28 protein-coding genes are annotated in these 26,176 nt (G+C 41.2%); 25 read left to right on the top strand and 3 right to left on the bottom strand.

Annotated elements, in window-relative coordinates:
- The first annotated feature begins 81 nt into the window (after window positions 1-81).
- The 8 genes from ACXAD1_RS16365 (at window position 82) to ACXAD1_RS16330 (ending at window position 6,416) form a co-directional block, all read left to right on the top strand.
- On the top strand, window positions 82-1,062 hold the full coding sequence (locus tag ACXAD1_RS16365) for a nucleoside hydrolase (RefSeq protein WP_244671119.1): 981 nt from the start codon (window positions 82-84) through the stop codon (window positions 1,060-1,062).
- 155 nt (window positions 1,063-1,217) lie between these two features.
- The gene (locus ACXAD1_RS16360; RefSeq protein WP_206837957.1) at window positions 1,218-1,799 is read left to right on the top strand and encodes an SCO family protein; all 582 of its coding nucleotides are present in this window, start codon (window positions 1,218-1,220) and stop codon (window positions 1,797-1,799) included.
- Between the two features lie 121 nt (window positions 1,800-1,920).
- Window positions 1,921-2,760, top strand: a complete 840-nt coding sequence (locus ACXAD1_RS16355; RefSeq protein WP_474910596.1) for an SGNH/GDSL hydrolase family protein — start codon at window positions 1,921-1,923, stop codon at window positions 2,758-2,760.
- Window positions 2,750-3,331 (top strand): YpmS family protein, encoded by a 582-nt coding sequence (locus ACXAD1_RS16350; protein ID WP_370223876.1) that lies wholly within the window; start codon window positions 2,750-2,752, stop codon window positions 3,329-3,331. Before ACXAD1_RS16355 ends, ACXAD1_RS16350 begins: the two co-directional genes overlap by 11 nt.
- Window positions 3,332-3,727: 396 nt before the next feature.
- Window positions 3,728-4,786: a ribosome small subunit-dependent GTPase A gene (gene rsgA, locus ACXAD1_RS16345; RefSeq protein ID WP_474910595.1), complete on the top strand. Its 1,059-nt coding sequence runs from the start codon at window positions 3,728-3,730 to the stop codon at window positions 4,784-4,786.
- A 137-nt stretch (window positions 4,787-4,923) separates the two neighbouring features.
- Window positions 4,924-5,460, top strand: coding sequence for a peptide-methionine (S)-S-oxide reductase MsrA (msrA, locus tag ACXAD1_RS16340; protein ID WP_206837947.1), 537 nt, complete (start codon window positions 4,924-4,926; stop codon window positions 5,458-5,460).
- The gene (gene msrB / locus ACXAD1_RS16335; RefSeq protein WP_206837944.1) at window positions 5,460-5,900 is read left to right on the top strand and encodes a peptide-methionine (R)-S-oxide reductase MsrB; all 441 of its coding nucleotides are present in this window, start codon (window positions 5,460-5,462) and stop codon (window positions 5,898-5,900) included. The genes msrA and msrB overlap by 1 nt, the downstream gene beginning before the upstream one ends.
- Before the next feature lie 18 nt (window positions 5,901-5,918).
- Window positions 5,919-6,416: a PTS sugar transporter subunit IIA gene (locus ACXAD1_RS16330; RefSeq protein WP_474910594.1), complete on the top strand. Its 498-nt coding sequence runs from the start codon at window positions 5,919-5,921 to the stop codon at window positions 6,414-6,416.
- Between the two features lie 46 nt (window positions 6,417-6,462).
- On the opposite strand, the gene ACXAD1_RS16325 is transcribed toward ACXAD1_RS16330, so the two are convergent.
- The gene (locus ACXAD1_RS16325) at window positions 6,463-7,062 is read right to left on the bottom strand and encodes a DUF502 domain-containing protein (RefSeq protein WP_206837940.1); all 600 of its coding nucleotides are present in this window, start codon (window positions 7,060-7,062) and stop codon (window positions 6,463-6,465) included.
- Between the two features lie 34 nt (window positions 7,063-7,096).
- Window positions 7,097-8,188: an SGNH/GDSL hydrolase family protein gene (locus ACXAD1_RS16320; protein ID WP_206837938.1), complete on the bottom strand. Its 1,092-nt coding sequence runs from the start codon at window positions 8,186-8,188 to the stop codon at window positions 7,097-7,099.
- 191 nt (window positions 8,189-8,379) lie between these two features.
- On the opposite strand from ACXAD1_RS16320, the gene ACXAD1_RS16315 reads away from it, so the two are divergent.
- The 15 genes from ACXAD1_RS16315 to ACXAD1_RS16245 all read left to right on the top strand — a co-directional run bounded on the left by ACXAD1_RS16315 (window position 8,380) and on the right by ACXAD1_RS16245 (window position 24,524).
- A complete protein-coding gene (locus ACXAD1_RS16315) occupies window positions 8,380-8,550 on the top strand; it encodes a YjcZ family sporulation protein (RefSeq protein WP_206837936.1) in 171 nt (56 codons plus the stop codon).
- A 230-nt stretch (window positions 8,551-8,780) separates the two neighbouring features.
- Window positions 8,781-10,247 carry an NAD(P)/FAD-dependent oxidoreductase gene (locus ACXAD1_RS16310; protein ID WP_206837933.1) on the top strand — a complete coding sequence of 489 codons (1,467 nt, stop codon included), beginning with the start codon at window positions 8,781-8,783 and terminating at the stop codon, window positions 10,245-10,247.
- A 127-nt stretch (window positions 10,248-10,374) separates the two neighbouring features.
- The gene (locus ACXAD1_RS16305; protein ID WP_474910593.1) at window positions 10,375-11,352 is read left to right on the top strand and encodes a S66 family peptidase; all 978 of its coding nucleotides are present in this window, start codon (window positions 10,375-10,377) and stop codon (window positions 11,350-11,352) included.
- Between the two features lie 253 nt (window positions 11,353-11,605).
- Window positions 11,606-12,964 (top strand): aspartate aminotransferase family protein, encoded by a 1,359-nt coding sequence (locus ACXAD1_RS16300; RefSeq protein WP_474911322.1) that lies wholly within the window; start codon window positions 11,606-11,608, stop codon window positions 12,962-12,964.
- Between the two features lie 2 nt (window positions 12,965-12,966).
- Complete coding sequence (locus tag ACXAD1_RS16295) at window positions 12,967-13,659, top strand: CoA transferase subunit A (RefSeq protein ID WP_206837928.1); 693 nt, start codon at window positions 12,967-12,969, stop codon at window positions 13,657-13,659.
- Window positions 13,644-14,306 carry a 3-oxoacid CoA-transferase subunit B gene (locus tag ACXAD1_RS16290; protein WP_474910592.1) on the top strand — a complete coding sequence of 221 codons (663 nt, stop codon included), beginning with the start codon at window positions 13,644-13,646 and terminating at the stop codon, window positions 14,304-14,306. Before ACXAD1_RS16295 ends, ACXAD1_RS16290 begins: the two co-directional genes overlap by 16 nt.
- 48 nt (window positions 14,307-14,354) lie before the next feature.
- Window positions 14,355-15,620, top strand: coding sequence for a peptidase (locus ACXAD1_RS16285; protein WP_206837923.1), 1,266 nt, complete (start codon window positions 14,355-14,357; stop codon window positions 15,618-15,620).
- 11 nt (window positions 15,621-15,631) lie between these two features.
- Window positions 15,632-16,966, top strand: a complete 1,335-nt coding sequence (gene gabT / locus ACXAD1_RS16280; protein ID WP_474910591.1) for a 4-aminobutyrate--2-oxoglutarate transaminase — start codon at window positions 15,632-15,634, stop codon at window positions 16,964-16,966.
- Window positions 16,967-16,978: 12 nt separating this feature from the next.
- Window positions 16,979-18,400, top strand: coding sequence for an aldehyde dehydrogenase family protein (locus ACXAD1_RS16275; protein WP_206837920.1), 1,422 nt, complete (start codon window positions 16,979-16,981; stop codon window positions 18,398-18,400).
- 185 nt (window positions 18,401-18,585) lie between these two features.
- Window positions 18,586-19,461 carry a putative beta-lysine N-acetyltransferase gene (ablB, locus tag ACXAD1_RS16270; protein ID WP_206837917.1) on the top strand — a complete coding sequence of 292 codons (876 nt, stop codon included), beginning with the start codon at window positions 18,586-18,588 and terminating at the stop codon, window positions 19,459-19,461.
- A gap of 73 nt (window positions 19,462-19,534) precedes the next feature.
- Complete coding sequence (locus ACXAD1_RS16265; protein ID WP_474910590.1) at window positions 19,535-20,977, top strand: sigma-54 interaction domain-containing protein; 1,443 nt, start codon at window positions 19,535-19,537, stop codon at window positions 20,975-20,977.
- A 165-nt stretch (window positions 20,978-21,142) separates the two neighbouring features.
- Entirely contained in the window at window positions 21,143-22,573 is a 1,431-nt protein-coding gene (gene kamA / locus ACXAD1_RS16260) for a lysine 2,3-aminomutase (RefSeq protein ID WP_474910589.1), read from the top strand.
- A 10-nt stretch (window positions 22,574-22,583) separates the two neighbouring features.
- The gene (locus ACXAD1_RS16255) at window positions 22,584-22,877 is read left to right on the top strand and encodes a YokU family protein (RefSeq protein WP_206837910.1); all 294 of its coding nucleotides are present in this window, start codon (window positions 22,584-22,586) and stop codon (window positions 22,875-22,877) included.
- A gap of 345 nt (window positions 22,878-23,222) precedes the next feature.
- The gene (locus ACXAD1_RS16250) at window positions 23,223-23,444 is read left to right on the top strand and encodes a YozE family protein (protein ID WP_206837907.1); all 222 of its coding nucleotides are present in this window, start codon (window positions 23,223-23,225) and stop codon (window positions 23,442-23,444) included.
- A gap of 384 nt (window positions 23,445-23,828) precedes the next feature.
- Window positions 23,829-24,524 carry a hypothetical protein gene (locus ACXAD1_RS16245; RefSeq protein ID WP_206837904.1) on the top strand — a complete coding sequence of 232 codons (696 nt, stop codon included), beginning with the start codon at window positions 23,829-23,831 and terminating at the stop codon, window positions 24,522-24,524.
- 31 nt (window positions 24,525-24,555) lie between these two features.
- On the opposite strand, the gene ACXAD1_RS16240 is transcribed toward ACXAD1_RS16245, so the two are convergent.
- On the bottom strand, window positions 24,556-24,717 hold the full coding sequence (locus ACXAD1_RS16240; protein WP_474910588.1) for a hypothetical protein: 162 nt from the start codon (window positions 24,715-24,717) through the stop codon (window positions 24,556-24,558).
- A gap of 178 nt (window positions 24,718-24,895) precedes the next feature.
- Here ACXAD1_RS16240 and ACXAD1_RS16235 point away from each other — a divergent pair, with 178 nt between their 5' ends.
- Window positions 24,896-25,069 (top strand): YozD family protein, encoded by a 174-nt coding sequence (locus ACXAD1_RS16235; RefSeq protein WP_009332582.1) that lies wholly within the window; start codon window positions 24,896-24,898, stop codon window positions 25,067-25,069.
- A gap of 317 nt (window positions 25,070-25,386) precedes the next feature.
- Window positions 25,387-26,157: a sporulation protein gene (locus ACXAD1_RS16230; RefSeq protein ID WP_474910587.1), complete on the top strand. Its 771-nt coding sequence runs from the start codon at window positions 25,387-25,389 to the stop codon at window positions 26,155-26,157.
- The last annotated feature ends 19 nt before the right edge of the window (window positions 26,158-26,176 follow it).

Below are 26,176 nucleotides of genomic sequence, written 5' to 3'. Positions count from 1 at the left end.
TTATTAACTTTCATTCTATAATTGAAAATATTTGCCATTCTTGTTTATCCCCCGAATAAAATGAATTATGGGGGTGTAGGGTTGAAGAAAAAAAATGTCCTATTATTCAGTGACTTTGGTATAGATGATTTTGTTGCGGTGATCTTTGCCTTTTTCTCAGAAGAAATCAATATCGTTGGGATTGTTGCAGATTATGGAAATGTATCAAGGGAAGATGCCATCCGAAACGCTGCCTACCTGCAAGAAATAACTGGACACAAGGAAATTCCTGTATTCAGCGGAGCTGTTTTGCCGTTAACAGGGGAAGTTCCGGTGTATTATCCGGACGTCCACGGTATAGAGGGACTCGGCCCGATTATGCCGAATCTTGAGAATTCCAATAATATATTTGAAAATTTCGATGATTTCAAAGGCCTGATCCAGAAGTATGAAAATGATATGGTTATAATAAATGTAGGCAGACTTTCCTCACTGGCTGCGGCATTCATCCTTTACCCTGGACTCATGAGTAAAGTCAGTGACTTTTATATAATGGGAGGGGCATTCAATGTTCCTGGCAATGTGACTCCAGTGGCTGAGGCAAATTTTTATGGGGATCCGTATGCGGCCAATGTCGTGTTTACAAATGCACCGAAAAAAATTCATATTCTTCCTTTGGATGTAACGATGTCTGCAATCATTACACCAGCTATTGTCGACGCCCTTGATGCCTATTATCAGTCTGTGCAAAATAAAGTTGGCTTGCTTCTTAAGCCTATGGTTGATTACTATTTTAATTTTTATAAAGAAACTTACCCTGGCATAAGCGGCAGTCCCCTCCACGATTTGTTAACCTTTTGGGCAATTCTTGAACGAGCTGAAATTCAATATATGGATGTCCCTGTAAAAATAATTGTCAACAAAGGGGATGCATTCGGACAAAGTATTGGAGATTTTAGGCATGTACCTTCTGAAGATAAGATGAAATATCGGATTCATCGGATTGCTGTGCAATTTAATTATTCAAATTTTATCAGGACATTTTATGAGATAATGACCAATCATAAAACGAAAACACCCTGAATGGACGAGTGTTTTTGCGGATGTTTCCATCTTAGCCCGGAATTATTAAAAAAAGGGCAAAAGCTTCTATTCACAAGTTTGTCACAAGTACTTCTTTCTTCTTTCATGAATATTTGCTAAAATTAGCATCGTAACTAATTAAAGCAGGTGAATGTATGAGTAAAAGGGTTTTTGCTAGTATCGTTTCAGCTTTTTTGCTAATAGTCCTTTCAGCATGCGGACAGAGTGGCATAAAGGATGCACTAAACTGGGAACTTGCAGATTTTAAGTATACAAACCAGGACAATAAGGAATTTGGCTTAAAGGATCTTGAAGGCAAGGTATGGGTTGCAGACTTTATTTTTACAAACTGTGAAGATGTATGTATGCCAATGACAGCTAATATGAAAAAGCTTCAGGATTTGGCCGAGAAGGAAGGCATTGAAAATATCGAATTTGTATCTTTCAGTGTTGACCCCAAGGTTGATACACCTGAGGTATTAAAGGAATTTGCATCAACATACAATGCAGATTTCAGCAATTGGCATTTTCTGACCGGCTATGCCCAGGAGGAAATTGAGAAGTATGCTATGGACTACTTTAAAACCATTGTGAAAAAGCCTCAAACAGGCGACCAGGTGATCCATGGAACTGATTTTTACCTTGTTGATCAAAACGGAAATGTAATGAAATACTATACTGGTCTTAATGAAATTCCATTAGAGGAAATAATGAATGATATTAAAGCTTTGCAATAGACCTTGGAAAAGGTCTATTTTTCTTTTCGGATAAGCCTGGGAGCCTACCGGGTAAAAGCTAATTATTTTAATAGTATAGTACATGTTATAATATGAATGACTTATTTAGGCAGGTGATAGTATGATAAAAAATTTCACCTTCATCTTTTTGATCATGCTGCTTCTCGCCTCCTGCAGTTCATCAAACAACAGCGAAATCATTCATTCTGAAAAAGAATCTAAACTCACACTTAAAGAGGAAATTCCCCTCGACTTTTTCCCAAGAAATCTTACTGTTGCTGCAGTAGGGGACTCTTTAACCCAGGGGGTTGGAGACAGTACTGAGCGTGGAGGTTACGTGCCATATCTTGAAATGTCACTGGAAAAAGACAAAAGTGTTCGAGACGCTGTTTTTTATAATTTTGGAGTAAGAGGCAATCGTTCCGATCAATTATTGAAAAAATTAGGGACTGAAGAAGTGAAAGATGTTGTGAAGAGAGCAGACGCGATTATCATAACCATTGGCGGAAATGATGTTATGAAAGTTGTCCGTGAGAATTTTTCAAACCTAAAGCTGAGGGCTTTTACTAAAGAAAAGAAAAACTATGAGCAAAATCTGATTGAGGTTTTAGATGCGATTAAAGAGGTAAACCCTAATAGTAAAATCGTTTTAATAGGATTATATAATCCATTCTTAAAATGGTTTTCCGAAATAACCGAAATAAATCATATTCTTGAAGATTGGAATGGCACAAGCCAGTCTATATTAAAAAATTATCCGGGAACGTATTTTGTTGAAATAGATGATATATTTGAAAATACCGATGATAATCTTTTATATACAGACTATTTTCATCCAAATGACAAAGGCTATGAATTAATAGCTGGCCGAGTTCATCAGATCCTCACAGAAGAAGTTCTGAAAGAAATTCCATATAAAAGCAAAGCAGAAGGAAATGGAGAGAAGATGATTGAAAGATAGCAAATGGAAAAAGCTGTTTTTTGCGCTGCTGGTCATTAATGCATTCATCTTAATTGTGCTGTTTATTTTTATCAGCATGCCGGCAGATGATGAAGACTATACAGTGATCACCGAAAATAGTGATAATTATGTTCCTTTTAACATAAAAGCCAATAAAGAAGACTTGAATAGAGTAATTAACCACTATCTTGAAAAAGAAGGACTGACAGGGGCAATAGATTATAAAGTTCTCCTGAATGATGAAGTTGATTTATATGGCACGATCCCTTTCTTCAGCCAGGATCTGCAAATGAAATTATCATTTGAACCAGAAGCCTTGGAGAATGGGGATGTAGTCCTTCAGCAAAAATCCATATCTGTAGGACAGCTGAATCTCCCTGTATCACATGTCCTAAAGCTGGTAAAAGACCGCTACAAGCTTCCAGAAGGGGTTACAATCCAGCCGCAGCAAGAACGAATTTATGTGTCGCTGCAGGAAATGAAGCTGAAAAGTGATGTGAAAGTAAAAGTGGATGAATTTAATTTAAAGCAGGACGATATTCGTTTTACTCTTCTTGTGCCCGTTCAATGAGAAAAGGGAATCCTTTTGTAAAGGATTCCCTTTTTGTTAACGAATTTTGAACGCATTAGTCTGAAATCAGAATTGCTTCAAAAACATATGCTATTGCCTGGTGAATGCCACATGTGAAAATTGAAGTAAAGAAAATAAAAGGGGCTTTACTTCTGGTGCAATATTCCATATAATATAAACAAATAAACGAAAGCGGGTGATGTGCTATGAAAAGAGAACTTTATGCAAATACGTTCATTGTATATAATTCAGGCACAGCCCAGATGGTGATCGTTTAATCGAGCGGACCAGTTTGTTTTCCACTGCTTATTGAACTTTGCATTATAAAACCATGGGCTGATGGCTTATGGTTTTTTTGTATGTAAAATAATTTTCTATAAGCATGGAGGAACAACATTGACAATTAATAAATTTGGATTTAATAACTTTTTTAAAGAGGCATTTTCAGCGTATGAAGAAAAAGGATATCAAATTGGCCGTGTTGCGTTAGAGCATAAAAGAATGTATCGCGTTTGGACAGATAACGGTGAAATGCTTTGTGAAGTATCAGGTAAGTTTTCTTTCGATGCATCATCCAGAGAAGATTATCCTGCTGTCGGTGACTGGGCTGTCATCAAAGAAAGGGCGGGCGAACAGCGTGGTACGATTCATGCTGTCCTTCCAAGAAAAAGCAAATTTTCACGGAAAGCAGCAGGGTTGAACACTGAAGAGCAAATTGTAGCAGCTAATGTAGACACTATTTTCCTGGTTAATTCTCTTAACGAGGATCTTAACTTAAGGAGATTGGAACGTTATTTGCTTTTATCATGGGAAAGCGGGGCAGCTCCTGTCATTGTTCTTACCAAGGCTGATCTTTGTGAAAATCTGGACGATAAGCTCGGTGAGGTGGGCAGTGTTGCCATGGGTGTACCTGTTATTTCAACCAGTGTCATTGAAGAGATGGGAATAGATCAGCTTAAGCCGTTTTTAGAGCCAGGAAAAACAATCGCCTTACTCGGCTCTTCAGGAGTGGGAAAATCCACTCTTACAAATTATCTTCTAGGCGCGGATAAGCAAAAAGTCCAGGATATTAGAATTAGTGATGATAAAGGAAAGCATACAACTACTCATCGGGAGCTCATCCTTCTTCCTGACGGCGCCATATTAATTGATACTCCAGGAATGAGAGAGCTTCAGCTATGGGAAAGTGAAAGCGGGCTTTCTGAAAGCTTCACGGATATTGAGCAAGCCGCTGAAAACTGCAGATTCAGGGACTGTACACATGAAAATGAACCAGGCTGCGCTGTGCATAGGTTAATAGAAGACGGAAGCATATCAAAGGCACGTCTTAATAGCTATAAAAAGCTTCTGAAGGAACTCGCTTATCTGGACAGAAAGCAAGATAAGAGAGCTCAATCTGAAGAGCGCAAACGCTGGAAAAAAGTGAGCGCTGGAGCAAAGAAGAAAAGAATGTAAAAATTCAGAAACCTCTTCACTAAAGAGGTTTCTTTTGCATATATAGAATCTTTTCATTAATCTTATGTATATAGCTTTAAATCATTTTTCTAAGGGAAAAGTAAAAGATAGAAAAGTGCCGGAAAGAGGTGGAGTACATGACAAAGAAAGAATTTGAAAAGGCAACGTTTGCAGGAGGCTGCTTTTGGTGTATGGTAAAGCCTTTTGATGAACAGCCTGGAATTGAAGAAGTAGTATCTGGATATACCGGAGGGAATGTAAAAAGTCCAACTTATCAGCAAGTCTGTTCAGAAACGACTGGTCACTACGAAGCGGTTCAAATTACATTTGATCCTGAGGTTTTCCCATATGAAAAGCTTCTTGAACTATATTGGCAGCAGATTGACCCAACAGATGCAGGCGGGCAGTTTTATGATCGCGGCCAATCATATCAGACTGCGATTTTTTATCACAATGAAAAACAAAAGCAAACGGCAGCAGAATCCAAACAAAAGCTTGAAGAAACCGGACCATTTACGAAACCGATTGTTACCAGGATTCTGCCTGCTTCAGAATTTTATCCTGCAGAAGACTATCATCAGCATTATTACAAGAAAAATCCGGAAAGATACAATTCCTATCAAACCGGCTCAGGAAGAAAGGCATTTATTAATAAGCATTGGGGTGAAGAATAATGGAAAAAAATAGAGAAGATTTGAAGCAGAAACTTGATCCAATGCAATATGAAGTAACTCAGAATAATGGCACAGAGCCGCCATTCCGCAACGAATATTGGAATGAATTTAAAGACGGAATCTATGTCGATATCGTTTCCGGCAAGCCTCTTTTCAGCTCAAAAGACAAGTATGACGCAGGATGTGGCTGGCCAAGCTTTACAAAGCCCATACAGGATGAGGAAATTGTGGAAAAAGAAGACCGCAGCCACTATATGGTCAGAACAGAAGTGAGAAGCAAATCAGCAGATTCCCATCTTGGTCATGTATTTGATGATGGGCCGGGACCTGAGGGCCTCCGTTATTGCATTAATTCTGCTGCACTTAGGTTTATTCCTAAGGAAAAACTGGAGGAAGAAGGCTATAAAGAGTTTCTGCGTTTATTTAATGATGAGAACTAAGAAATGGAAGGTGTTTTTATGTTTAAGAAATTATTTGGCAAAAAGGAAGCAGTTAAAGCAATAGAGGTTAAGGCTGCTTTGACAGGTACAGCAGTTAATCTGGAAGAAGTGCCTGATCCTGTTTTTGCAGAAAGAATGATGGGGGACGGTATTGCAATCGAACCTGCAGAAGGGGTAGTTGTTTCCCCGGTGAATGGAGAAGTGGTTCAAGTGTTCCCTACCAAGCATGCAATTGGGATTCGTGCTGAGAATGGTGCCGAGATTTTAATTCATATTGGCCTTGAAACGGTTTCGATGAAAGGGGAAGGATTCGAGACCCATATATCTGAGGGATCAAATGTCAGCGAAGGTGATAAGCTTGTAACGTTTAATTTAGCCCTAGTTAAGGAAAAAGCAAAAAGCACTGTCACTCCGATCATTATCACTAATGGCGACCAGGTCGCTTCTCTTGAGAAGAATGCAGCTGGAGCCGTAACGCGAGGTACATCTACAGTAATGACAGTTACTGCGAAATAATCAGAAAAAGCCGCCCCAATGATTGGGCGGCTTTATACATGATTTTTTATAAACTTCGTTCCTTGTTTGGTGTTCCCTTCGAGGTCATTCCCCCAGATAGAATAAATTTCATTGCATTCTCGGGCTTAACATCTATGATTTCTATTTGCTCTTTAGGTATTAGAAACGTGAAGCCTGCAACCTGAAAGGTTTGGGGTACATAGACAGCTGCATATTCCCTCAGCGGGTCATAAAAATCTTCCAGTCCTTCCGAAGTAATAAACCCAAGGCTCTTCATTTCAGTTCCTGGGATTGTAATCAATGCTACTTTTGAGAATGATTTCTTTTCACCAAGAAAGGAATGAACAGTATCTTTAATGACAGTGTAAATCGTTTTAACCAGAGGAATTCTCTCCAGCAGGCGATCTGCAAGCTTAATAATGGATCCGGTAATGAACTTTGTTGAAAGCCATCCTAATAAGGTAATAAGGATAAGTGTAGCGAGCAATCCTATTCCCGGTATATAATCATCTTTTAAATAAGGCTTTAAGAGATTCCCTGTAATGCCATCAAGAAACAAAAAGGTTTTGACCACAACAAATATTGCTAAAATAATGGGCACAATCGTTAGAATCCCATTAATAAAATTCTTGAATAAACTCTTCATGAATTGCTCTCCTCTTTCGAACGAAAAAACTTTGCTATTCTGATTTTGTAAGTATGGAGGATATTTGAATAACTGCATCGTCAGTACTGTTATTCACTGATTTTTCTTTAGTCACAATAAATTTCACATGATGCGGTCCGTTTTCGAGGCCGCTGACAATATATTGATATCTTTCTTTAGTCAGAGGCCACCAGGCGGATAAAGATGTAATATAAATATCATCTATAAAAACATCCATCTTCCCGCCTTTTTCGCTTCGAATCATATTGACTCCAAGAAAAGGGCCGCTAAATTGATATTCAAGACTGTCACCCGCCTTGCTGCTCTCCCAAATGCCGTCTTTGTGAATAAATGAACCCGATATATCGGTAACATGAGGGATGGATGCTATTTCGATATCCGCATTTTCATGAATGGGGGCAGAAAGTTCAGCAATCTCTGCATGACTGCCTGCTAATTCTCTTATTTTCCTGATTAGTGTATTTGCATATATTTTATAGCCCTCATCATTTGGATGGACCATATCCTTAGTCAGTTCCTCTGCAGGCATTCCGGATTGTCCGAATGGTTTTCTCATATCCACATTTTTTGCACCATAGTGATTAGAGATAACTGAAATTGCCTGAACAAATGCCTCATTATCAAGCGGATTTTCTGTAATGGTTATGATCTCGGTGTCAGGGTAGAGCTGTTTGGTTTTCCGGATAAGTCCTTCGTAGAAATATGAAAATTGCTTTTCATCCATATATTTGCGGTCATTCTCCCCAAACACGATAAAAGTTAAGTCAATTTTTCCTAAATGTTCGGATTGCTGAAGCTTATATAAACCTTCAAAGGCAGTGGCACCGCTTTGGACTATGGAATGCCTTTTGGCTTTAATCCCAAATTCACTATGCATATGCCGCTCAAGCCTTGTAAACCATGCAGATGATTTGGAGGTCGCACCCGACCCCCTGCCTATGCTGTCCCCAATAATGAGGTAATTGATATTCTCTTTTGACGATAACTTTTGATATACGTTACTTGGATTTGCCCCTTCGGCTTTAGAAAAACTATCAAACAAATGATACAAACCATATATAAAAGTGATGATAAAAAAGTATATGCCGATCTTCCTTTTCTTCATTGGTTTGAATCCCCCGCTTCTCTTCTGAATCTCTTAATGTTATCGTACCCTAATAATGGCTATGGGGGAAGGTTTAAAATGGAGTTCACCGTTTTTTTATAAAAATGGGCAAATGCACATGCGGGTCAAGTTCTGCGCACATACATTAATATTGAAAATGCCCAAGAAATCTTGTTGAGGAGTGATTATTAATGTATAAAGGTGCAGTTGCTGGTGCTGGCTATGACCAATGCTATCCAGGATATGGCTATCCTGTAGCAGGTGCTCAATATGGAGGATGTGGATATGGCGGTTTTGCATTGATCGTCGTATTGTTCATTCTATTGATTATTATCGGAGCATGCTGCTGTGGAAATTGGTAACATTAGATAAGTCTTGTGGAGGCTGCTCTTTATGAGCAGTCTTCTTTTTGTTGAGGAGCTTGCAGGTGCTGTGATATTCACGGAATTTTACATAAATTATTTCAAAACCGAACAATATATATTGATTTAATTAAATAGTTCGTAAAAAGGATTGACCCTTTCTTCAGTGTTTGATATAGTTACCTAGGGTTAATGAAATTACCGAATAATGCGTCTGGAGGAAAAGGACGATGAATGCAAATTATGATGTTATTGTAGTCGGTGCTGGACCGGCTGGAATATTTACTTGTTATGAATTAACATTAAAAATGCCTGAAGCAAATATTTTATTAATTGATAAAGGTCATGATATTTATCGGAGAAATTGTCCGATTTTACAGAAAAAGATTGAGAAATGCCCGCCTGCCGCGGGAAGAAAAGAGTATGCAGGCTGTCTGCCGGCATGTTCAATCACTAATGGTTTTGGCGGAGCAGGTGCTTATTCAGATGGAAAATTCAATATTACAAGTGAATTCGGCGGATGGATGACAGATTATCTTCCTGATTCACAGGTTGTTGAATTGATAAAATATGTAGATGAAATTAATTTGAAACACGGTGCAACTGAAAGCATCACAGATCCAATGACTGATGAAGTGAGAGATATTGAGCGCCGCGGTTATGCAGCGGGACTAAAACTTCTTCGTGCACAGGTTAGGCATTTAGGTACTGAGCAGAACCTTGAAATACTAAAAAGCATTTATGAATATTTGCGTGAAAAAATTGATATGTCCTATAAGACTGAGGTTGAAGACCTCATAACCGAAAAAACGCCTGATGGGCATCGCATTAAGGGTGTCATGCTGAAGTCCGGAAATGAGGTTCATGCTGATAAGGTGGTTGTAGCACCCGGGAGAGATGGATCTGTTTGGCTGGCAAACCTCCTGAAGTCCCGCCGATTAAAGATGATCAATAATCAGGTCGATATTGGCGTCCGGGTTGAAACTTCCAATATTGTCATGGAAGAGATCAATAAACATCTTTACGAAGGAAAATTCACATTTAATACATCTGTAGGTACAAGAGTGCGGACATTCTGCAGCAATCCATCTGGGCACGTCGTAGTGGAAAACCACTCCGGAATCATGCTTGCGAATGGCCATGCTTATAAAGACCCTAAACTGGGAAGCCCTAATACAAACTTTGCGCTCCTTGTATCCCATACATTCTCAGAACCGTTTGATAAGCCAAATGAATATGCACACGAAATTTCAAGGCTTGCCAACAGCCTTTCAAACGGCGGAATCATTGTTCAAAAGTATGGAGATATATTAAAAGGAAGAAGATCTACTGAGAAGAGGATTAAGGAAGGATTTCTGGAGCCAACCTTAAAAGAAGCGGTACCTGGCGACTTAGGACTTGTGCTTCCATATAATACAATGAAAAGCCTGATTGAAATGACTGAGGCTTTAAACCATGTATCTCCTGGACTTGCATCAGAACATACACTTTTCTATGGCGTGGAGGCAAAATTCTACTCTGCGCGCCCAAGACTGAATGACCGATTCGAAACGGAAATCAGCGGCCTATATGTCGGCGGGGACGGTGCAGGCATCACCAGAGGGCTCGCACAAGCGGGAGCGTGCGGAGTTTGGATTGCAAGGGATATTGTAGAGAAGAAAAGCAATGCACCAAGAAGGGAACCTGCAATAGTATAAAAGCAGAAGGCCATGCTGAAAAGCTGGCCTTTTTTCATTATGTAAAAACAGTTATTTCTCAAAGAGACTGTATCTGATAGAATGTAGAACAATAAACAAGACTAAAAGCGGCAAAGGAGAGGACAGAATGCTTGCAGAGCGTTTAAAGCCAGGGGATGAGATCCGGGTCATTGCACCGTCAAGAAGCATGGCCCTCATAAAAGGCGAACAATTGCGAATCGCCCAGGAACGGCTGAATCAGCTTGGATTCACAGTCACATACGGCAAAAATGCAGAACTTCATGATGAGTTTTTCAGTACTTCTATTGAAGAGAGAATTGAAGATTTGCATGATGCTTTTACTGATCCTAATGTAAAGGGAATCCTGACAGTGATTGGCGGCTATAACGCCAACCAGCTTTTGAATTACATAGACTTCGGGATAATAAAAAACAATCCGAAAATATTTTGCGGATTTAGTGATATCACAGCACTGCAGGGCGCCGTTTATAAAAAAACAGGATTGATCACCTATTCTGGCCCGCATTTTTCAAGCTTCGGTGTTAAACATGGGTTTGAGTACACTCTTGATTCTTTTATTAATGCAGTAACCAATGACGCTCCTTATGAAATCCTCGCATCGCCACATTGGAGTGATGATCCATGGTACCTTGATCAGGAAGACAGGCATTTCATCAAAAATAATGGGTATACGGTAATCCAGGAAGGGAATGCAGAAGGCAGATTAATTGGAGGGAATTTATGCACACTTAATTTGCTGCAGGGGACAGATTTCATGCCATCATTAAAGGATTCAATTTTATTTATTGAAGATGATGAGGAATCACATGCTCTTACCTTTGATCGGGATCTCCAATCACTGCTGCACCTGCCTGATGCTCAAGGCATTAAAGGAATTCTGATTGGCAGGTTTCAGAAGAATTCCCATGTTACCGAAGAGGCGCTGAGAAAGATTATTGATTCGAAAAAAGAGCTTCACGGCCTTCCTGTGATAGCTGATGTGAATTTTGGCCATGTACAGCCTTATGCCACTATCCCGATTGGAGGAAGGGCTGCAATAAAAGCACAAGGTTTTGAAAGTGAAATTTGGATTGAACAGAAATAGCAAAAAGAAATTTGGTGCAGCCGCTTCCCAGCGGCTGTTTTTTTATGCAAGGAAAAAATAGCTGACTAAAATACTGAATTCTTTTATGAAAGATTTCTGAAGTGACCTCATACAATTTACTATATTGCCAAAAATGATAGAGAATGATTGGCTTGTTAGACTTGAAGATTTACTGTGAATGCTCATGAAGCCATCGGCGGATACTGATTAGCCGCCGGCATTTTTCGCAATTATAGGTGGAGGGAGTACTATGATGAACCGGTCGAATTTAATTAAGCCGATGCTTGATGCGCAGTACCCGATAATTGATTATGGCAAGGGAGTTTACTTATATGATACTGCCGGAAAGGAATATTTGGATGCATCGTCTGGTGCGATAACGGCCAATATTGGCCATGGTATTGAGGAAATCATTGAGGCAATGCATGAACAGGCTAAGAAAGTCTCTTTTGTGTATCGTTCGCAATTTACCAGCGGGGCAGCTGAAAAGCTTGCTCATAAAATAGCAGAGGCAGCGATTGGTGACTTGAATTGGAGCTTTTTTGTGAACAGCGGGTCTGAGGCCACTGAAACAGCTATGAAAATAGCGATTCAATACTGGCAGGAAAAAGGCATTCAGACAAAAACAAAGGTGCTTTCAAGGTGGATGAGCTATCATGGCATAACCCTTGGTGCTTTATCCATGTCAGGTCATACCGGCAGAAGGGCGCGCTTCGTACCCCTGCTCGAAGATTTTCCTGTCATTCATCCGCCCTATTGCTATAGGTGTCCCTACAATTTAGAAGCGCCTGAATGCGGTTATCTTTGTGCACATGAACTTGAAACCATCATTAAACGGATAGGGCAAGAGAATATTGCTGCATTTATTGCAGAGCCGGTCATTGGGGCTGCAGGGGGAGCTATTACCCCTCCAAAGGATTACTACCGGATAATAAAAGAAATTTGTGACCGGTATGACATTTTATTTATTGCTGATGAGGTTATGACTGGTTTTGGGAGAACGGGGACAATGCTTGCCTGCGAGCAATGGAATGTGAAACCTGATATTGTCGCCCTTGGTAAAGGAATGGGAGCCGGCTATGCACCGATTGCGGCTGCCCTTGTAAGCGATGAAGTTATGAAGCCTATATTGGCAGGGTCAAAGAGCATTATGAGCGGCCATACCTTGAGTGCCAATCCTCAGTCCTGCGCAGTTTCTCTCGCAGTACTTGAGTATATTGAGAAAAATAACATCATCCCTGAAGTGGAAAGCAAAGGTGTGTATTTGAAAAATAAGTTGACAAAACTGCAATCCAAATTTTCTTTCATTGGTGATGTAAGAGGAAAAGGACTGATGATCGGACTTGAATTTGTAAAGGAGCAGCTGTCAAGAGAGCCGTTTTCAAGAAGGTTTAATCTGACACAGAGATTAATACAGGAAGCTCAGGAGCAGGGACTGCTTATTTACCCTGCGGGGGCAGGCAAAACCGGCACCGATGGAGATGCTGTACTGATTGCACCGCCGCTTACCATTACCAAAAGGGAAATAGATGATCTGGTGAAAAGGTTTGAAAGTACTTTACAGATTTTCACAGAAAATCACTTGATCTTTGCTGAGGAAGAGGCTGAATAAATATGGAAAACACTTTTAACAAAATCATTGAAATTGATGAGGCAATGAAGCATTTTCGGGATGGCATGATCATTATGTTTGGAGGATTCGGCGGAATTGGCACCCCTCCTGCCCTTATTGACGGCATTTTGGAAAATGGATTCAAAGACTTAACGCTTATTGGCAATGATTCAGGGTTTCCCCATATTGGCATCGGGAAAGTGGTCAGCCAGGGAAGGGCAAAAAAAATGATTGCTTCCCATATCGGCTCAAATCCCGTAGCCGGCCAATTAATGACAGATGGGAAAATGGAAGTGGAATTTTCACCACAGGGGATATTGGCGGAAAGGATCCGTGCAGGGGGAGTCGGCATCCCTGCCATTCTTTCCGATATTGGCCTTGATAATGACATTGTAACCAGCAATAAGCAAACATGTAATTTGAGTGGGAAAAAATATCTCATCGAATCGGCTCTAACAGCTGAAATATCAATTGTCTTTGCAAAGAAAGCTGATCCTTACGGAAACTTAATTTATGACAAAAGTGCGAGAAATACAAACCCGATTGTTGCTATGGCAGGAGATATGACCATTGCAGAAGTGGAGGAAATAGTCCCTCTTGGCAGCCTCGATCCTGATGAAATTATAACACCAGGGGTTTTTGTGGATTATATTGTCCCTTCGAAAGGAGTTAATTGGAAATGGGCATGGGAGTAGAAATCAGAGATCGCATTGCAAAACGTGCTGCTGAAGAAATAAAGGACGGGATGATTGTAAATCTCGGCATTGGAATCCCTTCGCTTGTTCCTAATCATTTGCCAGATGGGACAAAAGTAATGTTTCATGCGGAAAATGGCATTACGGGTATGGGGCCAAGTCCGGAGAAAGGGAAGGAAGATGCAAATCTCTGTAATGCTGGCGGTTTTCCCGTTTCCGCTGTAAAAGGTGCTTCGTATTGTGACAGTACTATTGCTTTTGGGATGATACGCAGAGGAAGAGTTGATATGACGATCCTTGGCTCCCTGCAGGTGAGTGAAAAGGGAGATCTGGCCAACTGGATTGTACCTGGTAAAAAAGTTCCTGGTATGGGCGGGGCAATGGAGCTTGCCCAAAAAGCCAAAAAAGTAATTGTCCTTATGAACCAGACAGACAAAAACGGAAATTCAAAAATTGTGAAGGAGTGCAGTCTGCCGCTTACATCTGCCCGCTGTGTAGACATGATTATTACGGAGATGGCTGTCTTTCAAATAAAGAATCATGGACTGATACTGACTGAATTATTTGCACCGCATTCGATTCATGCAGTAAGGGAGAATACCGGCTGCGGTTTTACAATGGCTGGGGATGTGAGAGTGATTAATTGATAGATATTATTCTATGTTTGGCTGTGGTCTCAAAAAAGGAGTGAGAATATGAATGCACATGCAAAGATTAAACAGTGGCTGAAAGATAATAGGCAAAGGGGAACAAGACTTCTTCAGCAGCTTGTCCAGGAAGGAAGCATACGTGGGAAAGAAAGCAGTGCACAGGCTGTCATCATTGAAAAATGCCGCAAACTTGGACTAACCCTTGATATTTGGGAAATTGGCAAGGAGCAATTGACCAAACATCCTGCCTTTTGTTCAGATAGAAAGGATTTTTCCGGTAATCCCAATGTGGTGGCTACTTTGAAAGGAACAGGCGGGGGAAGGTCCCTTATACTGAATGGCCATATTGATGTTGTTCCAGAGGGAGACCGAAACGATTGGGACCATGATCCATTTAGCGGAAGAATCGAAGATGGAAAACTTTTTGGCCGGGGATCTACGGATATGAAAGGGGGAACTGTCTCGCTCCTGCTTGCAATGGAAGCCATCATAACGGTTGGAATCAAGCTTAAAGGGGATGTGATATTCCAAAGTGTGATAGAAGAAGAAAGCGGCGGGGCGGGAACTTTGGCTGCTGTCCTCCGGGGATATTCAGCCGACGGGGCAATCATTCCTGAACCGACAAATATGAAGCTTTTCCCAAAACAGCAGGGTTCAATGTGGTTTCGGATAACAGTCAAAGGGCGTTCTGCTCATGGAGGAACCAGATATGAAGGGATCAATGCAATCGAAAAAGCCATGATAGTGATGACTAAGCTTCAAGAGCTGGAAAAATTAAGAAACCTTAGAATTGAGGATCCGCTATATTCCAAGATTCCTATTCCGATCCCTATTAATATCGGAAAAATAAATAGCGGGGAATGGCCATCTTCAGTGCCGGATATTGCCACCTTAGAGGGAAGGATGGGGGTGGCGCCAGATGAAGAAATGAAATCTGCAGAAAAAGAGCTGGAACAGTGCCTGAGGGATGCAGCACAAAATGATGAGTGGCTAAAAAAGAACCCTCCTCAAGTTGAATGGTTCGGCGGACGCTGGCTGCCAGGTGATTTGGAACAGGAACACCCTATAATGACCGTATTATCGAAGTCTTTTGAAGAAGTAAAAGGCATGCAGCCGGCTGTTGAAGCATCACCCTGGGGCACGGATGGAGGCATACTTTCCAAAGTTGGGAATACGCCAGTGGTTATCTTTGGCCCCGGAGTGACTGAAGCTGCCCATGATGTTAACGAGTATATTTCCTTGCAGGAAGTCTTTGAAGCTGCTGAAATCATTGCTCTGGCCATACTGGAATGGTGCGGCACTAATCAGTGAGAGGGGAAATGATGATGGGATCAATTAAAATAAGGACGGAGATACCCGGACCGAGAGCAAAGGAATTATTGGCTAAAAAAGAGGAGAATGTGCCAAAGGGACCATTTAACACGATGCAGACATTTGCGGATAAGGGGGCAGGAGCACTTCTGACAGATATAGACGGAAATACTTTTCTTGATTTTGCCGGGGCAATCGGTACTCTAAATGTTGGCCACTGCCCGCCAAGGGTTGTAGCAGCCCTGCATGCCCAAATTGACCAATATCTTCATCCATGCTTCCATGTCATGATGTATGAGCCCTATATTAAGCTGGCAGAAAAACTCAACAGCATTACACCCGGAAAACACAGCAAAAAAACATTCTTTTTAAGCACCGGCGCAGAGGCAGTGGAAAATGCCGTTAAGATAGCAAGGAAATATACCGGCCGAAAAGGGATCATATCATTTGAACGGGGTTTTCATGGCCGTACGTATATGTCCATGAGTTTAACGAGCAAGGTTAAACCATATAAATATGAATTCGGGCCATTTGCACCTGAAACATATAAATGGCCATATCCTTATTATTACCGCAGCGAGGGTCTGAAGGATAAAGAATATGATCTTGCCTTAATTAAGAGATTCGAAACTTTTTTTCTCAGTGAGGTGCCACCTGAAGAGATTGCTGCTGTCATTATGGAGCCTGTACAGGGTGAGGGCGGTTTCGTTATGCCGTCTTCACGTTTTGTAAAAGGTGTAAAACAGCTTTGTGAAAATCATGGAATCCTCTTTATCGCTGATGAGGTACAAACGGGATTTGGCAGGACAGGCAAAATGTTTGCTATGGAGCATTATGATATTGTGCCGGATCTAATTACGATGTCAAAATCAATCGCTGCCGGATTGCCGATCAGTGCTGTAACTGGAAGGGCTGACATAATGGATTCACCGAATATCGGTGAAATTGGCGGAACTTATGGTGGCAGTCCGCTCGGATGTGCAGCCGCATTAGAAGTGATTCGAACAATTGAGGAAGAAGGATTATTAGAAAGGGCAAATGAAATCGGAAGCCTTTTTACTGAAAAATTTTCAGATCTTCCTTTAAAATATAAGCAAGTGGGTGAAGTTCGGTCTTTAGGGGCAATGTGTGCCGTTGAATTTGTTAAGGATCAGGATACAAAGGAACCGAATAAGGAAATTGTTCAGGAGATCCTGTCAAAAGCACACAAGCGCGGCCTCATTGTTATGAGCGCAGGCCTCTTTGGCAATATCATTCGTCTGCTCACTCCGCTTATTACAACCGATGAACAGCTCAATGAAGGATTTTCCGTACTAGAAGAAGTAATAGGTGAATGCTGCACTTAAGGAGGAATATCAATGAAACAACATTTATGGATCAGCGGAAGGTTCAAGGAAACTGAGAACTACAAAGCATTGAAAAGCCCGTACAGCGGGGAGGTTATTGCAGAAGTTGCCATGGCTTCTCCTTCCGATGTGGAGTCAGCGATTGATGCAGCAGATCAGGCCAGAAAAATAATGGCTGAAATGCCTGCCCATAAAAGGGCAGAAATACTGGAAAATGCTGTTGCCATCATGAAGGAAGAAAAAGAAGAGTGCGCAATGATCATTGCGCGTGAAGCATCTAAACCTTTAAAGGCTGCAAGAGGAGAAGTGGACCGCACCATCATGACATATACCTTCGCTGCCCAGGAAGCGCGCAAGCTTTATGGAGAGACAATCCCCATGGATGCTGCTCCTGGAGGCGAAGGCAGGGTAGCCTATACAGTAAAGGAGCCGCTTGGAATTATCGGCGCAATCACTCCATTCAATTTTCCTATGAACCTGGTTGCCCATAAAGTGGGTCCTGCAATTGCTGCCGGAAACACGGTTGTATTAAAGCCTGCATCCCAAACGCCAATGTCGGCATATAAAATAGCAGATATTTTTCACAGAGCCGGCCTTCCTGAGGGAGCTCTGAATGTAATAACAGGAAGCGGCGGAACGGTCGGCGATGTACTTGTTGCAGACGACCGCATATCGATGATTACTTTTACAGGGAGCCCTGCAGTAGGAAAGCAGATCCGCGAAAATGCAGGCTTAAAGAGAGTAACACTTGAATTGGGTTCCAATTCGGCAGTTGTAGTGGATGAGAATGCAGACGTCGAGAAAATTGTCGCGCGAATTGCAGCAGGGGCATTTGCCTTCCAGGGGCAGGTTTGTATTTCCGTTCAGCGCATCTATGTGCATGAATCCCTGTACCAGACATTTGCAGAACGCTTCGTTGAGGAAGCCAAAAAGCTAAAAATCGGCGATCCGCTTAATGAGGAAACAGATTTATCTGCGATGATCTCCAGGAGTGACACCGACCGCGCGCAAAGCTGGATCGAGAGTGCCGTTAAGAGCGGAGCAGAACTTGCTCTTGGCGGTAAGGCGGAAAATAATACATTGCACCCAACCGTCCTGCTGAACGTTGACCAATCAGAAAAGATTTCATGTGAGGAAGCATTTGCACCTGTTGTTCATATTAATTCATTCAGCAGCTTTGAAGAGGCGCTGGCACTTGTGAATGATTCAGATTATGGCCTGCAGGCTGGTGTATTCACCAATGATGTGAACAAAGCCTTCAAAGCAGCAAAAGAGCTTCATGTTGGCGGTGTGATGGTTAACGATTTCCCAACCTTCCGTGTAGACCATATGCCATATGGTGGAGTAAAAATGAGCGGAATGGGACGTGAAGGCATAAAATATGCTGTTGAAGAAATGACAGAGATGAAGCTGATCAGCTTTAAGATTGACTAAGATGAAGGACAGGAATTATTCTTCGGCCGGTAAATGCCTGGGTTTGGGCGGTATTTTAATCGAATTGGCCGGTAAAACCGCTAATTCGGCCGGAAAAAAGGCAGTATTGGCCAGAATTTCTTAATAAATCTATAAATGCCTGGCCGTTTGGCTGGGCAGTTTTTTAATTGAAGGGGGTCCAAGCGATGCATAATACAGCTTCTGTAAAAAAAATAAAAACTGAAAACTTTCTTGCCGAATTATACCTTGATCCATTCAATAAACGCTTAAGAGTAGACGATTATGCAGGGAAATTGGAAGATGCCGTTCATGAAGCAGAGAGAACCGCAAAAGAACAGCAGTGTGAGAAATTAATTTTTAGAGGAAGAGTGGAAAATTATTCGGATCTTCTTGCAATGGGTTTTCAATGCGAGGCTGTTATTGACGGGTATTTCCGGGGCTCTAATCAATACTTTTTCTGTAAATATTTCTCAGATGAAAGAAGAATCAATCCACATTGGATTTCTGAAGACCGCATCATTACAAGTGTAGTAGCCATTGAAAGAAACCCGGATGTCATTATGCCTCCTTCCGAATATCAGCTCCTGAAAATAACGGAGCAAGATGCAGAAAAACTTGCTGCACTCTACCGTGAAGTATTTCAAATTTATCCAACACCTCTCCATGATCCCGCATATATTAAAAAGACCATCCAGGAAGGTACCATCTACTACGCATTCCGGAATAATGATGACCTTGTGAGTGCAGCCTCAGCGGAGGTCAATCTTTTTTATAAAAACGCAGAACTGACAGATTGTGCGACACTTCCGTCCCACCGTAAACATGGTTTAATGAAAATACTCCTTGAAAAATTGGAAAAGGATTTAAAATCGCAGGGTGTATTCTGTGCCTACTCCATTGCCAGAGCGCTGTCGTTCGGAATGAATGCCGTTCTGCATCAGCTGGGCTATTCCTATCGGGGCCGGCTGCTTAACAATTGTTATATTTTCGATAAACTTGAAAATATGAATGTCTGGGTAAAGAATTTGGCTGCAGCGGATTATTGGAGACACATAAAATAGTGCCAGTATTTCGGCACCATCCTGACAAATTTCCGGCACCCTGTCATATACATATATATGGGAGGGAATATTGATGACTGAAATTCAAAGCATTTCAAAAGAAGTTCTGGCAGCCATATTAAAGGGCATTGATGAAGGGATTCATGTCGTAGATTTGAATGGAAATACCATTTTTTATAATGAAATTGCTGCAAGACACGATGGTCTGGAGGTTTCTGAGGTTATCGGAAAACCTGTTCTGAAAGTCTTTCCTTCATTGGATAAAGAGACAAGCACCTTATTAAAAGTAATGAAAACAAAAAAACCGATCTATAATCAAACGCAATCCTATGTGAACCTTCATGGCGCACAAATAGAAACCATTAATACAACTCTCCCTATTGCTGTAGATGGGAAAGTAGCGGGAGCTGTTGAGATTGCTAAGGACTATTCCAGGTTGAAGCTTCTTTCTGAAAGCCTGCTGGATTTGCGAAAAAAAATAAAACAGCCTGTCAAAAAAAAGACTGCTGCAGATAATGTTCAGTACACACTGGATAGCCTTCTCACTATAAATCAGGAAATGCAAAAAATTAAAAAAGAAGGGGCCAAACTGGCCAAGTCTAATTCCTCCATTCTGGTGTTTGGCGAAAGCGGATGCGGGAAGGAGCTCTTTGTTCAGGGACTCCACCATGCTTCCTCAAGAGCTGCCGGGCCATTTATTGCCCAGAACTGTGCAGCTATACCGGAACCCTTGCTTGAAAGCATTCTTTTCGGGACGGCTAAAGGAAGCTATACAGGAGCTGTAGACAGGCCGGGCCTATTTGAATTAGCGGATGGGGGAACACTCTTCCTTGATGAAATTCATGCCATGCCATTTGAGCTTCAGGCAAAACTGCTTAGAGTGCTGGAGGATGGGATTGTCAGAAGAGTGGGTAGCCCGAAGAGCTCTCATGTAGATGTGAGAGTGATTGCAGCCATGAACATCCATCCAGTGGAAGCACTGGAGAAAAACCAAATCAGAACAGACTTATTTTACCGCTTAAATGTTCTCACTTTCGGGCTCCTTCCTCTAAGGGATCGAAAAGAAGATATTGAATTTCTTGCACATTATTTTATTAGGGGATTTAATCAGGTTTTAAACAAAAACCTTTCCGGAATCGGGGATGATGTGCTTGCCTTTTTCAGACAATATCATTGGCCCGGAAATGTCAGGGAATTAAAGCATACAATTGAATATATGATGAATGTCTGTGAGGATGATTTCCTTAAGGCTGAGGATTTGCCTGTGATAATGAAGCAGCAGCTGCAAAAGGATAAACAGGATGGTTCACTAAAGGTTCAGCCATTAAAGGCGAGTATGGAAGAACAGGAGAAAGCATTAATTGAAAAAGCTCTTATAGAGACAAATGGAAATATTAAAAGAGCCGCAAAGCTATTGGAGGTTCCGCGTCAAACGCTGCAATATAAACTGGCAAAGTATAATATTGAAATAAATAAAAGGAGCCTTGCCTGCAGCAATTATGAAAGTGCCGAATAATCGGCATTTTTTTTTGTTTCAAAGACAATAGTTTAATAAAAATATCCCCTCAGCTGCTAACTATCGCCTCTCCGGCAGTATTTTCATATGATAATACGAAAGCTTCAGGATTGGCATGATTCTTGCAGTGTATATTTTAAAGAAATCCATATAGGGGGAATTTAATTGAAGAACTTTTTATATAATCCGGATCGTTACTGGAAAGACATTGAACTGTGGAAGGATGTCACAGATGAACAATGGAATGATTGGCTTTGGCAGCTGACAAATACGATTCGCACCGTTGATGATCTGAAGAAAGTCATAAACCTCACTCCGGATGAGGAAGAAGGGGTAAGGATCTCGACTAAAACGATTCCGCTGAACATTACACCTTATTATGCATCCCTAATGAATCCGGATGATCCGCGATGCCCGATCAGAATGCAATCGGTACCAATTTCAAAAGAAATATATAAAACAAAATATGACCTTGAAGATCCTTTGCATGAAGATGAAGATTCTCCTGTCCCTGGCCTGACGCACCGTTATCCTGACCGTGTCTTATTTCTGGTGACAAATCAATGCTCCATGTATTGCCGCTATTGTACAAGGAGGAGATTTTCCGGTCAAATTGGCATGGGAGTGCCGAAAAAACAGCTTGATGCAGCGATCAGTTATATCAGGAGTGCCCCTCAGGTTAGAGATGTTCTCATATCTGGCGGGGATGGCCTTTTAATCAATGACAATATCCTTGAATACATTCTGAAGAATTTAAGGGAAATCGATCATGTTGAAATCATCAGAATCGGCACGAGGGCACCTGTTGTATTTCCTCAGCGGATTACCGAGAATTTATGCAATATCCTGAAGAAGTATCATCCGGTATGGCTGAATACACATTTTAATACTTCTATTGAAATCACCGAAGATTCCAAGAGAGCATGTGAGATGCTGGCAAATGCAGGTGTTCCAGTTGGCAACCAATCTGTTATTTTGGCGGGCATAAACGACAGCGTTCCAATTATGAAGAAACTAATGCATGACCTTGTTAAAATCCGGGTCCGGCCTTATTACATTTATCAATGTGATTTATCTGAAGGGATTGGCCATTTCCGTGCGCCAGTTTCAAAAGGGCTTGAGATCATTGAAGGATTAAGAGGACATACTTCGGGATATGCGGTTCCAACTTTTGTTGTGGACGCGCCTGGGGGAGGAGGAAAAATCTCCTTGCAGCCAAATTACGTAATATCACAAAGTGCCGATAAAGTGGTCCTTCGTAATTTTGAAGGAGTCATTACAACTTATCCGGAGCCGGAAAACTATGTTCCTGGCCGTGCTGAAGGGTATTTTAAAGAAGTTTACCCGGAAATGGATGAAAAACGGTCCAATGTCGGAATAGCCGCACTGATGAATGATCAGCAGTTTAATCTTGTACCTGAAGGGCTTGCAAGACTTGACCGCCGTGAAAAATATGAAAGCGATCCTTCCCATAGTTCATTGAAGGATAAACGTGACAAACGGGATGAACTAAAGGAAAAGAAATTCAATGCCCAGCAGACGAAGCAGAATCCAGCAGCTCAAACGGATGCCGAGACGGCAGCAGCAAAGGAATAGGAGGCTAGGAATGCAAATTAAATGTGCATGGTGTGAAAGCCAAAATATTAATGAGAGCAGGGAAACTGTTTATTGGGAGCTGCCTGATGGAACAAGGGCTATCCAAATCAATGAGACACCTTCCATTTCCTGCAGGGATTGTGATATGGTTTACCAGACCGATGATCTTGTTAAGGAGATTGAGGACCAACTATTTTTGATTGATGTGAAAAAAATTGGAAAAGAGATTAGTTTCGAAAAGCTGATGGAGCTGCCGAGGCTGCTGAAGCGAAATTATTTCGATTTCTCTTCCTATGATAAGTAAGTGATAAGGGCAGCCCGAAAAGATATACGGGCTGCTTTTTCTAAAAGATAAGAATGTATAAATTTAAAGTTAGATAACTGTCTAGCTCCAGGGGCCATCGGCTCGAGGTCATAAGCCAAGCCGGCCAAAAGGTTAAAGAACAACCTTTCAGCCGGCTCGTCTTATGCTTGAGGCCCGCAGGATGCGGGTCATGCAGACGTTGCCACAGGACGTGGCGCTTTTAGTCTGCGTTCCTTTATAAGCGGGCGCCTTCCGCTTTTCTTATGAATTAGTAGACGAACTGAGCACATTTCAATTATAGTAGAAAATAAATTAATGAACGACAGAAAAAAGGAAGGCGTTAGTATGTCCAAAACTTTCTATCACTTTTTAATGAAGTACAGGCACCCTGCACCGAAGGATCACATCAGCCGTTTTGCCAATGATGCTTATGAGGATCACAGCTTTCCGAAAACAGCCTATGATTATGATGAGATCAGCTCTTACCTTGAAATGAACGGAAGTTATCCTGAGAGCATGTCTGTCTTTGATGAAGTCTGGGAATTGTATATTCTTTCTGAAAGCTAAATGAATTCATGGAAACACTCCGACTCTGGAGTGTTTTTTATTTAGGCTGATTTTGTAAAGTTGGTTGCTTTTTAATATCTTAGTTTAATTTACTGAGTTGATTGGAAGGAGGGCACTTGATCCTCGAAAATGCTGACTCATTTCCTTCGTGCGGTGCACATTCGAGGAAGCATATTCAATGTCCCTCTCCACGGAAAGCACGTGCCCGCAGCGGAAAGCAACGGGCTGAATTAAAACAACAATCTATGAGAGAAGAGCTTTTATTTATAATGGGACGTCTGCGCTTTTTGCTTGATTGTGATGAACGTACGGACGATTTTCATAAAAAGTGCATATACTATTGTATTCAATACTCACGACTCAGTCATTGAGAGGATGGAGGAAATGAGCAAAAAGAAGAAACCAAAGTACAAAATCGGTGATACAGTCGTGATCACTATTTATGGTACAGTCGGAAAAGTAACAGATGTGAAATGGCTTGATGATATGTACGTCTATGAAGTCAATAAAAGCGAAGGTCTATATATGGAATCCAGCCTTCAAATGCTGTCTGAGTATGAAGGTGAGATTATGGAAAAGGAGCATATTGACATCGAATATAAATACTTTTTTGGCGACCTTGTCCAAGTCAAGGGGTATGGTTCGGATCTTTTCAAAATAGTAGGCTTCAGGACGGAAATTTGGAGATACAAAGAAGACGCATGGGAAGATGTTATTTATGAGCTTTCGAGAATTAATGACGGGGAATGGCTGGAGGCAGGAGAGGAAGAGCTGACACTCGTTGCGGATGCTGAAAGTGCAGATGCCTTTATCCAGAAGCTGGGACTCCTTTATATGATAAATAAAAAAGAAAAGCTGCCTGAATTAAAGGAATCCGCTCATTCATTCCGCAAGGCAGAAAAGGAATTGCTTGAAGGCATAAAAGAAAGAAAAGTGCTGATTGATGGTTTGCTTGATATATATAATGATTATCGTATTCTTTATGAAATGTTTCAGGATGATGAGTATAAGCATATCATGCGGGTAATACTCAGAAAACTGAAGCATATTGCCAATAATGATGATAAGAGCACTGTGTAAAAAGCAAAAGCAGCTCAGAGGTCTAAGCTTCTTAGAGCCAAGTGATTAGGAGATACAGCAAAAAAGGGATGCCAAACCATATGACCAGCTTAAATAAAGCATTTAATAGATTGCTATAAAGATTTATAATGGAGCTTTCTTCACGATTGACATCTTCTTTAATGACTAGGGCCAGTCTGGATATACTTGACATGTCACTGCCTCCTCAATTACTGAATAAAATGGATCGATATTAGCTGCTTATCCTATTTGTATGTCCTAATTGAAGAAAAATGCACTGTAAAACAAAATAAAGAATATAACTTTTCTGAAAGTTGTTTTGCATGAATCCATTCAGTGCTTCATACATTTTGTACAAAGGGGGCGTTGCTGTGAAGGAAATAGAGGTCGTAATAGATACGGAAGAAATTGCTGAGTTTTTCTTTCATGAGCTGGCAAAAAGAGGTTATGTGCCTACTGAAGGAGAATTGGATGAACTTGCAGATATCACATTTGAATACCTGCTGCAAAAGTGCATCATTGATGAAGAAATTGAAGATGACTAATATAGAAAAATGACGAGGAAAGGTGCTCGTCATTTTTTTGCGGAGCAGCAGGAACATCATGCACATACATATTCTGATACATCTTTAAAAGAAAACGCTGAAAAATGGTAAAGCAATTTCAGCAAATAAAAAAATATGTAGCAGCACATATAAAAAATGAAACTTTTCTTGTTATGAACACGTACATCTAAATGAAGCAAGTGCTTTGTGTTATATAGTAAAGACCGCCGTAGATGGTTAAAAAAGTTGGCCGGCTGGAAGGTAAATCTTCAATTGGGAAAGAAATAAAATAAAAAAAGAACTAGGGAGAGAAGCATATGTCATTTTTTAATAAGGTCCTGGCAAGTGTGGGAATTGGGTCGGCAAAAGTAGATACGAAACTTGAAAAGGATTCAGCAGCCCCAGGTGAAGCCCTCAATGGTGTTGTAGAGATCACAGGGGGAAGCACCGAACAGAAAATCGATGATATTTATCTTTCATTGAATACTACTTACATTAAAGAATCAGGTGATAAAAAATATACAGTCTCGGGTTTGATTGACCGTTTCAGGCTCTCTCAAGCCTTCACCCTGGCTGCGAATGAACGAAAGCAAATTCCTTTTACTTTTAATCTTCCAGCTGACACGCCTTTGTCTTTTGGGAAAACAAAAATTTGGGTGGCGACTGGGCTGGATATAAAAAACGCAGTGGATCCTGCCGATAAGGATTATATTCGAGTCGTGGCAAACCCGCTAATGGATTCTGTATTGAACGCTGTTTCGAGTATGGGATTCCGTTTGCGGGAAGCAGAATGCGAACAGGCTCCGCACCGCCTCCGCAGGAGGCTGCCGTTTATACAAGAGTTTGAATTTGTTCCAGTCTCCGGTCCTTTCAGAGGAAAGCTGGATGAACTGGAAGTAGTATTTTTTCCGCAGTCAAATGGAGAGACAGAGATCATGATACAAGTAGACCGCAAAGCGAGAGGGCTGGGCGGATTCCTGGCAGAAGCACTGGAAATGGATGAAACCTTTGTCCGTTTCACTGTTACAAATGCAGATATTCCTTATATGCAGCAAAAGCTTCAGTCTGTCATTGCAAAATATGCCTAAATAAATGCTAATGAAAACG

This window comes from Cytobacillus sp. ABV4_503 (genome assembly GCF_056158445.1).
Note: the sequence above shows the minus strand (reverse complement) of the source record. Positions and strands in the feature narration are given on the sequence as shown.